This window comes from Pseudovibrio exalbescens DSM 16456 (genome assembly GCF_000422785.1).
Classification (GTDB): Bacteria; Pseudomonadota; Alphaproteobacteria; order Rhizobiales; family Stappiaceae; genus Pseudovibrio; species Pseudovibrio exalbescens.
Window position 1 is genome coordinate 137,210 of record NZ_AUGS01000011.1, and the last position, 9,556, is coordinate 146,765.

Below are 9,556 nucleotides of genomic sequence, written 5' to 3' on the forward strand. Positions count from 1 at the left end.
CGTTGAACGCTACCAGTTCAGCGAACGGTGAAGCTATGCAAAATCAGGTTTCGGTGGCGACGTTCCGTCGCTTGACCCCGGCCATGGTTGAAAGCCAACGATTGGCGATGGCCAACGATATTGTGGCCACCACCAAAGCGGAGGTTGCAATTACCTTGAAGAAAGCGGCCCCCGCTCTTGGTATTGAAGGAACAACCTATCACATTCTGGATATTCTGATTGGACTGACAAAGGCGGATGACTGGAAACAGGATCGGCGTCCTCTCGTTGCTATTTCGAACGAAAAACTGGCGGAGTACGTTGGGCGTACGACGCGGACCGTGGCGCGTTGTCTGAAGAAACTCGTTGAAGCTGGAGTATTAGCCTATCGGGACAGCCCGACCGGTCGGCGATTTATCTATCGAAACGATGGAAATGGGGCGATAGATCGTGGCTATGGCCTAGACTTCTCCCCTTCTCGCCAACGCATCAAGGAACTACAAGAAATAGCTGAAGCCTTTACTGCGGAGTTGAAAGCCAAGCAGCAGGCTCGCCGTGAAGTAACCCGGCTGTCCAGAGCTATCGCCGACTTACTGGTGCTGCTGGGAAATGATGGCAAGTCAACAAGTGACCATGAAAACAATCTAAGTCTAATCATGAATGCACAAGCTGGATATGCGGAAAAAGCGGAACGCCTTCGCGCGTTGTACGAATTGGTGGTAGCCTCTCAACAACCAACCGAGCCAGCCAAGCCTGCCTTAGAAGCAAATAAAGACAATAAAATGTCGGGCGTGCATGACATCAATGTCACCCCATATAATTATACAAACCATCAAAACTTAAAAAGAAGTAATAAGCGGACATCGTCTAACGACGATGACATCAACTCAGCAGACGCTAAACGCGTCGATTTGGCTCTTGAAAAAAAGCCAAAAAGCAAATTTTGTACCATACTCGAACGACCTTCCCCCCAAGCTACCGGTTCAAACAAACTTCAAAAGTGGAACGATCATCAGGATGAGAATGGTGCTCTTTCGGAGGTCTCTATCGGTTTGATAAACTCAGCTACAAATGAGGTGAAATCCATTTTGGGTGGGCCCTTCAGATCTTGGGCGCATTTGATTGAACGGAGCCAAGATCTGAAATTACTAATTGGCTTGTCTGAAGATGGTTGGCGCCGCGCAATCGCCCGAGTTGGGCGGCATCTGGCCGCCGCAATTCTGGTTACAACCTGTGAGAAAGCGCTGCGCTCGCCTGATCAATTGGCTCGGCCTGCCGGATACTTTCTGGCCTGCGTTGATCGAGCAATTGACGGTAAGTTGGCCCTCCATCGATCACTCTTCGGTTTGGCAAGTGTCTAGAGCCTGCAGTCCCCTCCCCCGCTCCGGGAAAGGTTATTGGTAAGTTGGGCGGATCCACTCTCAGGCATGAATTGGAAACGGAGTTGTCGTTGTCGTCGGAACCATGGCAATCTGTATTCAGTGTCGCTTGTGAAAGCTGCCAGTTTCGCCTCGAGCTATGGCTCTAAGTGTATGCAAGTTTCCTTTGGCGGACTGGTTGAATCAACTGGGTAATGTTTTGGCATTAATCAATTCTTATCAAATGGTAAATGCCTCTTGGATGGGCGGCGCCTTACTTGGCAACTGCCAAGTAAGGTTTGGGGAGCGGTGCCACTAGCCATACATTCCATCTGAATCCTCCCAATGAATAGGTGCACCTGACAACATTTGCCCGATAATTGTAACAATGGAATCCGGATGTTCTTGCGGGAAGAAGTGCGTTTGATCTGATAAGTGGAGATCAGAGCAGTGCAGGTTGGCAGTTGCCAAGTCTGGCCAAGTCGGCGAGCTGCCAAATGACAATGCCCCCTCCCCTTCCGATCTCGTGCGTGCTCGTATAATGGTGGTCTCGCAACTCAGGTTCACGATGCCCTCAAATGCCTGGGATCCACATGCCTCGGTATAGACGGAGGCTTCTCGAATGGGCAAGCAGGCCAATTTGTATGCATCCCCTGCATCGTCCGCGACAAGACCAAATTGGCAATAATCATGCAGAACCTCAGGCGCCCATTGTGAATAAGGTGGTTTCCCTTTAAAGCGCTCGAACATCTCTTTCGGGCTTTCCCAGTTCAAGCGCCTTCCGGCTACGGGATGATCGCCTGGATTCATTGCATGAGGGTTCGTTTGGGACGCTGGCCAAATGACGGGATCCAGAAGTACTAGTCGCTTGAAGGCCCCTGCCCGCTCTGCGGCTGCATGCGCTATCAAAGCACCTCCCATCGAGTGGCCGACACCGTAGCCCGCATGAACCTGAAAATGATCCAGCACCTCGATCACATCATTGCCCAATTCATCCCACAGCATAGAACCATTGACGTTTTGGCTTGAGCCATGCCCGCGTACGTCAATTGCCAGAAAACGGACATCAGGTAATCGCCGGATAACATAATCCCAGCAACGGGCATGAAGTCCTGTTGCATGAACCAAAACAACGGGAGGTGATGATCCAGACCAGGCATGCACCACGATATCTCCGCCGCGTGTGGATACGCCAATCTGATTGGGTTGGTCTTTGCGCATCGCGTTTCCATAGGTTCGTTTGAAAACTAAAACCCTAGACTGTTACGGCAGTGTCGTCCATTTGCCAAAATGTTGAGCCTCAAACAAGCGACTTGGCAGCTGCCAAGTGGGAAGATCGCCTAAGGTTCAGCTTGTTCTGATGACGTAGAGGCGGTTAACTGGAATCTACCAAGAATCTTGTGTGAGAAAGGTTTCTTGAGACCGACGAAATTGCAGGATGAAATCAACCCCTGCTTTACAACAGCGAACAGTAATGACCGCCGGAAATTAGAGTGTAACAAAGCAGTAAGTTCAGCTGTCCCAAAATATATGGCGTTCAATATCTATTGAGTTGCTAAGTTTGCGAGTGCGCCCCACATTAGAGGTACGTAAGGTTTTCAAGAATTTGGAGGCTGGCACAACGAAAGGATTCCCCCGATGGATGTGTTCTCTCTGTACTCTGAAATCTATGATCGGACAAAAGTCGAGGAAATGACGCTCCAAGACTATATCCTCGGCTGCCGCGATGACCCGTCGATGCGGGCAACTGTCGCTGAGCGCATGATTTCTGCGATTGGAGAGCCCGAAGTTATCGATACGAGCATGGATCAACGCCTCGGTCGCATCTTCTTGAACCGGACAATCAAAAGGTATCCGGCCTTTAAGGACTTGTTCGGCATGGAAGAAACCATAGAGCGTATCGTCGGGTTTTTCCGGCATGCATCGCAGGGACTGGAGGAACGCAAGCAAATTCTCTATCTCTTAGGGCCCGTGGGTGGCGGCAAATCCAGTCTCGCTGAAATTCTGAAGAACCTGATGGAGCAGGAGCCAATCTATGTTTTGAAGGCGGGCGATCAAATTAGCCCGGTCTTTGAATCTCCCCTCGGGTTGTTTGATCGAGAAACCACGGGGGATCTACTTCAAGATAAATACAACATTCCGAAGCGCTTGCTGACAGGGTTGATTTCGCCCTGGGCTACCAAGCGGTTGGATGAGTTTGAAGGCGACATTTCCAAGTTCAAGATCGTAAAGTTGTATCCATCGAAGTTGCGACAATTATGCGTGGCCAAAACGGAACCCGGTGATGAGAATAACCAGGACGTTTCGGCCCTTGTCGGAAAGCTAGATATTCGAAAACTCGAGCACCTCAGCCAGAATGATCCGGATGCCTACAGCTACTCTGGTGGTCTGAACAGAACGACTCAAGGTCTCTTGGAATTTGTCGAGATGTTCAAGGCGCCTATCAAGGTCCTGCATCCGCTTCTGACTGCTACTCAGGAAGGCAATTATACTGGCACGGAAAATATCGGGGCGTTCCCATTCCAGGGGTTGATTGTAGCCCACTCCAACGAGGCGGAATGGCAGCAGTTCAAAAACAATAAAAACAATGAAGCTTTTCTTGATCGCATAAGCGTGGTGAAGGTTCCTTATTGCCTGCGAGTTACTGAAGAAACTGAGATTTACGAAAAGCTGCTACAAGGCAGTACATTGGGGCATGAACAGTGCGCGCCGGAAACGCTGAAGCTACTTTCTCGCTTCTCGGTTTTAAGCCGATTGCACGAGCACGAGAACTCAACGCTCTATTCGAAGATGTGTGTTTATGATGGAGAGAATCTGAAGGATATCGATCCGAAGGCGAAGTCAGTTCAGGAGTATCGCGACGCAGCCGGGGTTGATGAAGGGATGCATGGGATCTCAACTCGTTTTGCATTCAAGGTTTTGTCAGAAACCTTCAATCATGACACCTTGGAAGTTGCCGCTGATCCGGTGCACCTGATGTATGTGCTTGAGCAGGCTGTGAAGCGTGAGCAGTTCCCCGAAGATACGGAACAGCAGTATCTGGATTTCATTAAATCAGAACTCGCGCCTCGTTATGCGGAATTCATCGGTCATGAAATACAAAAGGCCTATCTGGAGTCCTATAAGGACTATGGACAGAACCTGTTTGATCGATACATCGCCTATGCGGATGCGTGGATTGAGGACCAGGATTATAAAGATCCTGATACAGGCCAGATGTTCAATCGGGAAATTCTCGAGCAGGAACTATCCAAGATTGAAAAGCCTGCCGGGATCGCTAATCCCAAGGACTTCCGCAATGAAGTGGTCAAGTTTGTTCTGCGAGCCCGTGCCGAGAATGGTGGTAAGAATCCAGACTGGCAGAATTACAAGAAGCTGCGCCGCGTGATTGAGAAGCGGATGTTTGGACAGGTTGAAGATCTACTGCCGGTGATCAGTTTTGGATCCAAAAAGGATCGCGAGACAGATGCCAAGCATCATGAGTTTGTCTCGCGCATGATTGAGCGCGGTTATACAAAACGTCAAGTCCAGCGCTTGGTCGAGTGGTACATGCGAGTGAACAAGGCGGGTTGATGATAACCGCCACCTGACCGGCCGTGTACGTTTTTCAGAAACGTCATGGCCGGGGCATTCGGACCAGAGGCCGACATTCATCACAGTGTCGGGGAAGAGATAGGGTACTGATGGCCAATTTTATCGATCGGCGCCTCAATCCGAAAGACAAGAGCCTGGGAAATCGGCGACGTTTTTTGAAGCGCGTTCGAAAACACATAAAAAAGGCAGTGGATGCGTCCGTTCGCGAACGCGGGATCTCTGATGTGGATCAGGGGGAACGGATTTCTGTGCCCGCTGAAGGGTTGTCCGAGCCTGTTTTCCGCCGGGCATCTGATGTTGGTCACCGTGATTATGTATTCAAGGGTAACAAGGAGTACCGAAGCGGTGATCGTATAGCCAAGCCGGAACAAGGTGGCGGTGGTGCTGGAAAAGAAGGTAGTGATAGCGGAGAGGGCGAGGATGATTTTGTATTCGCGCTTTCTCGGGAAGAATTTCTAGATATCTTCTTCGAGGATTTGGAACTACCTGATCTGATTAAGCAGAGCATGAAAGAGGTCCAGACCTTTCGGCCGCAGCGGGCAGGTTATTCCGTATCTGGCGCGCCGAACAATATCAACGTCGCGCGAACCATGCGCAATGCTTTGGGGCGGCGTCTGGCATTGCGACGCCCCAATCAGCAGGAGGTAAGGGACTTACAAGAACGGATCTTCAAGCTGGAAGCCGTTTCTTCGCCAACTGCCAAGCAAAAAAGAGAACTGAAAAATCTGCACGATGAACTGGAGGAAGTTCTACGCCGGCAAAAGGTAATTGCCTATATAGATCCGCTAGATGTGCGGTATAATTACTTCCAGCAACAGCCGCAGCCAAATGCCAATGCAGTCATGTTTTGCCTCATGGATACCTCCGCCTCAATGGGGGAGCGTGAAAAAGACCTGGCGAAGAGATTCTTCGTGTTGTTGCATTTGTTCCTGAAACGACGGTACGACCGAATAGATGTGGTATTCATCCGTCATACTCATAACGCTCAAGAAGTTGACGAAGAGGCATTTTTCTATTCTCGCGAGACCGGGGGAACCGTTGTCAGTACCGCGCTGAGAGAAATGATGAAAGTGATAGAGGCGCGGTATCCGCCATCCGAGTGGAATATATACGCCGCACAGGCGTCTGATGGAGAAAACTTTGCCGGTGATACCGACACCTGCGTTGACCTGCTCAACTCAGAGGTTATGCGGTTGTGTCAGTACTTTGCTTATATCGAGATCTTGGATGAGGCGGAGTTGAAGCTGTTTCAAGGCGAAGAAAATGGTATGGAGCTGTGGCGGGGCTATCGCCGTGTAAAAGAAGAGTGGCCCAATTTCGCAATGAAGCGCATCGCCAGCCCAGCAGACATTTATCCTGTTTTCCGCCAATTGTTTGCTAAAAAAATGAGTGGGGCGGCATAATGACAACTGCACAATCACGCAAAACCGAACCGCTTTTTACTAATGCCGATTGGAATTTTGAGGTTCTGCAAAGAACTTATGACGCCATTGAAGAGGTGGCACTTAACGATCTGGAACTAAACCTCTATACCAATCAGGTGGAAATCATATCCTCCGAGCAGATGCTTGATGCCTATTCTTCAATTGGCATGCCGTTGATGTACCAGCATTGGTCTTTTGGTAAACATTTCGTTAATGACGAAGTGAGTTACCGAAAGGGGCTGAGGGGATTGGCGTATGAGATCGTCATCAACTCTGATCCGTGCATCAGTTACAATATGGAAGAGAACACCATGGCCCAGCAAACTTTGGTCATGGCTCACGCCGCTTTTGGTCACAATCACTTCTTCAAGAACAACCATCTTTTTCGGCAGTGGACCGACGCAGAAGGCATTTTGGATTATCTGAACTTTGCCAAAGGGTACATTGCCAAGTGCGAAGAGCGCCACGGGGTGGAAGAAGTCGAAAAGATACTCGATGCGGCGCACGCTCTGATGAACAACGGAGTTTTTCGATATCGACGGCCCCAGAAAATTTCGTTGAAAGCGGAAGAGGAAAAGGAAAGAGAACGCCGCGAACACGAAGAACGTACAGCGAACTATCTTTGGAAGACGGTGTATTTGGGTCCTGAAGAACAAAAATCACACGCCCAAAAAGAAGCGGAGGAGAGAAAACACGCCCTTCGTCTACCTGAAGAGAACATATTGTACTTTCTAGAGCAGTACAGCCCAATATTAAAAACATGGCAGCGGGAAGTGTTGCGTATCGTCCGCAATATTGCACAATACTTTTACCCGCAGCGGCAGACAAAAGTCATGAACGAAGGTTGCGCTTGCTTCGTTCACTATCACATTGTCAATCAACTTCAGCGCCAAGGTCGGTTGTCCGACGGGGCTATGTTTGAAATACTGCACAATCATTCAAACGTTTTGTTCCAACCGGACTTCGATGATCCGCGGTATACTGGATTGAATCCGTATGCCATTGGGTATGCAATGATGGAAGACATCAAGCGTATCTGTCTTGAGCCGACGGAAGAGGATAAAGCGTGGTTGCCGGAAATCGCCGGAAAGAAAGACTGGAAGGGGGCAATAAAGGATGCCTGGGCGAACTATAGAGATGAATCCTTCATTCAGCAGTTCTTGAGCCCCAAAGTCATTAGGGACTTTCGTCTGTTTTCGCTTTCCGACTATGCGAAGGATCAATACGTCACAGTTTCTTCTATTCACAATGAACAGGGATATAGTGACGTTCGTGAGAAGCTGGCGCAGAGCTATGATGTGGCGGTGGTTGATCCCGATATTCAAATTGTCGACGTTGATTTGCTGGGTGATCGTCAGTTGAAATTGCGACATTATAAACGCAATGGCATCTCTCTGGACCAGAAGGAGAGAGATAAGGTGTTGGCCTTGCTTCGCACGTTGTGGGGCTACGGTGTTTTGTTGGAGGAAGTCGATGCGGCACCGCCAAGACATTGATTTGGCGGAAGGCGACAGCGCAGCATGTTTTCAACACGCGGCACCTGAGTTTTACGGCGGGAAAGTGCATAGACAATCTGGTGGGGCAGGGGATGTATAGGTATAGTCCCGGCATCAAGCAATGAGCGCGCTGCGCCCCTAAAATTCGATTGAGCTTCTCAAATGTCTTCTTGGGTTTCCTACGCAATACAGCAAATACAGGCTGATTATAACCGCTCGTCAGATACACACCTGTTCAAGGTGGATGCACCGGCACTACAGCATGTTGATCTGTACTTAAAAGATGAATCAACCCATCCGACGGGGAGCCTGAAACATCGCCTTGCTCGTTCATTGTTTCTGCACGCGATTTGCAATGGTTGGATTAGGGAAGGCAAGCCGGTAATTGAAGCTTCTTCGGGGTCTACAGCCGTATCAGAAGCGTACTTTGCCAAGCTATTGGGGCTGCCGTTTATCGCAGTGATGCCGGATACGACATCTTCTCAGAAAATTGCTTCGATCGAGTTTTATGGTGGCAAGTGCCACTTGGTATCAGATCCAACTGTTATCGGTGAGGTTTCTCAGAGATTGGCAGAAGAAACTGGTGGCCATTTTATCGATCAGTTCACATACGCTGAGCGTGCAACCGACTGGCGTGGCAGCAACAACATTGCAGAATCCATTTTTGATCAAATGGCAAATGAACGGTTTCCCGTTCCTTCTTGGATCGTGATGTCTCCAGGAACAGGAGGTACGTCTGCCACTATCGGCCGGTATATTCGCTATCGATGTGTCGATACTCAGTTGTGTGTTGTCGATCCTGAAAATTCGGTATTTTATGACTGCTTCATGCAAGGCAGGCGAGATTTAACGTTATCTTGTGGGTCTCGTATTGAAGGTATTGGGCGCCCACGTTGCGAAAAATCCTTCGTCCCGACTGTGGTCGACGAGATGTATCGCATCCCCGACGCAGCGTCTATCGGCGCCATGAGAGCGCTTGAAAAGTTGCTTGGCCGACGCCCGGGAGGTTCAACCGGAACCAATTTTTATGGTGTATGCATGTTGGCTGCTCGCATGCACACTCAAAAGGAGCAGGGATCAATCGTAACCTTGATGTGCGATGGTGGGGAACGCTACGCAGCGACCTACTATGATGATGCGTGGGTCGCAGAGCAGGGCCTAGAAATCGAACCCTATGAAAAACAGGTCCTCACGTTTCTTGGGGAGGGGCTTTGGGAACCGCTTTAGCGCCGCTGGGGAAATCCCCTTGTTGGCTTACGTTTTTGACCCGTGTGCCAATGCGTCACGCTGCCGGATTGATAGGGTTGAGCTAGGGCCTGTTGACAAAGTGGGTTCCCAAATCAGCTGAGCTGTGATTCAAGACTGTCTTTTAGGAGGCAGCCTTGGCACGTGGCGATTTGACAGACGCGGAATGGGAATTGATCGAAGCGTTGCTTCCGTCAGAGCGGGGCCGAAAGTCCCGTCCAGCTCAGGATAACCGCCGTTATCTGAATGGTATGCTACATGTGCTGCGCGTTGGCTGCCCCTGACGCGACATGCACGAGCGCTACGGGAAATGGAATTCGGTCTATGTGCGCTTTCGCCGGTGGGCAGAGCAAGGCGTCTGGGATGGTCTGCTGGAAACGCTGGTGGATCTCGGGCTCACCGATGACTGGCAACACATGATCGACAGCACCACAGTCCGCGGCCACAGTCAGGCCGCCGG

6 protein-coding genes and 1 pseudogene are annotated in these 9,556 nt (G+C 50.1%); 6 read left to right on the top strand and 1 reads right to left on the bottom strand.

Features of this window, described 5'->3' with window-relative positions:
• Positions 1 to 35: 35 nt before the first annotated feature.
• A complete protein-coding gene (gene repC, locus G512_RS0110390; protein ID WP_028481662.1) occupies positions 36 to 1,340 on the top strand; it encodes a plasmid replication protein RepC in 1,305 nt (434 codons plus the stop codon).
• 312 nt (positions 1,341 to 1,652) lie between these two features.
• Here repC and G512_RS0110395 read toward each other — a convergent pair whose 3' ends face one another.
• Entirely contained in the window at positions 1,653 to 2,558 is a 906-nt protein-coding gene (locus tag G512_RS0110395) for an alpha/beta fold hydrolase (RefSeq protein WP_028481663.1), read from the bottom strand.
• 417 nt (positions 2,559 to 2,975) lie between these two features.
• Between G512_RS0110395 and G512_RS0110400 the strand changes: the two genes are divergently transcribed.
• The 5 genes and pseudogenes from G512_RS0110400 to G512_RS23165 form a co-directional block, all read left to right on the top strand.
• A complete protein-coding gene (locus G512_RS0110400; RefSeq protein ID WP_028481664.1) occupies positions 2,976 to 4,910 on the top strand; it encodes a PrkA family serine protein kinase in 1,935 nt (644 codons plus the stop codon).
• Positions 4,911 to 5,020: 110 nt separating this feature from the next.
• A complete protein-coding gene (locus tag G512_RS0110405) occupies positions 5,021 to 6,334 on the top strand; it encodes a YeaH/YhbH family protein (RefSeq protein WP_028481665.1) in 1,314 nt (437 codons plus the stop codon).
• A complete protein-coding gene (locus tag G512_RS0110410; protein ID WP_028481666.1) occupies positions 6,334 to 7,851 on the top strand; it encodes a SpoVR family protein in 1,518 nt (505 codons plus the stop codon). Before G512_RS0110405 ends, G512_RS0110410 begins: the two co-directional genes overlap by 1 nt.
• Positions 7,852 to 8,013: 162 nt before the next feature.
• Positions 8,014 to 9,078 carry a PLP-dependent cysteine synthase family protein gene (locus G512_RS20730; protein WP_036489437.1) on the top strand — a complete coding sequence of 355 codons (1,065 nt, stop codon included), beginning with the start codon at positions 8,014 to 8,016 and terminating at the stop codon, positions 9,076 to 9,078.
• A gap of 155 nt (positions 9,079 to 9,233) precedes the next feature.
• A pseudogene (locus G512_RS23165) lies at positions 9,234 to 9,556 on the top strand (IS5 family transposase); the annotation flags it as partial.

Bases quoted from the DNA above. Each gene is read 5' to 3' on its own strand.
- G512_RS0110405 (WP_028481665.1), top strand. From the start codon at position 5,021: ATGGCCAATTTTATCGATCGGCGCCTCAATCCGAAAGACAAGAGCCTG.
- G512_RS0110395 (WP_028481663.1), bottom strand. From the start codon at position 2,558: ATGCGCAAAGACCAACCCAATCAGATTGGCGTATCCACACGCGGCGGA.
- repC (WP_028481662.1), top strand. From the start codon at position 36: ATGCAAAATCAGGTTTCGGTGGCGACGTTCCGTCGCTTGACCCCGGCC.
- G512_RS0110410 (WP_028481666.1), top strand. From the start codon at position 6,334: ATGACAACTGCACAATCACGCAAAACCGAACCGCTTTTTACTAATGCC.
- G512_RS0110400 (WP_028481664.1), top strand. From the start codon at position 2,976: ATGGATGTGTTCTCTCTGTACTCTGAAATCTATGATCGGACAAAAGTC.
- G512_RS20730 (WP_036489437.1), top strand. From the start codon at position 8,014: ATGTCTTCTTGGGTTTCCTACGCAATACAGCAAATACAGGCTGATTAT.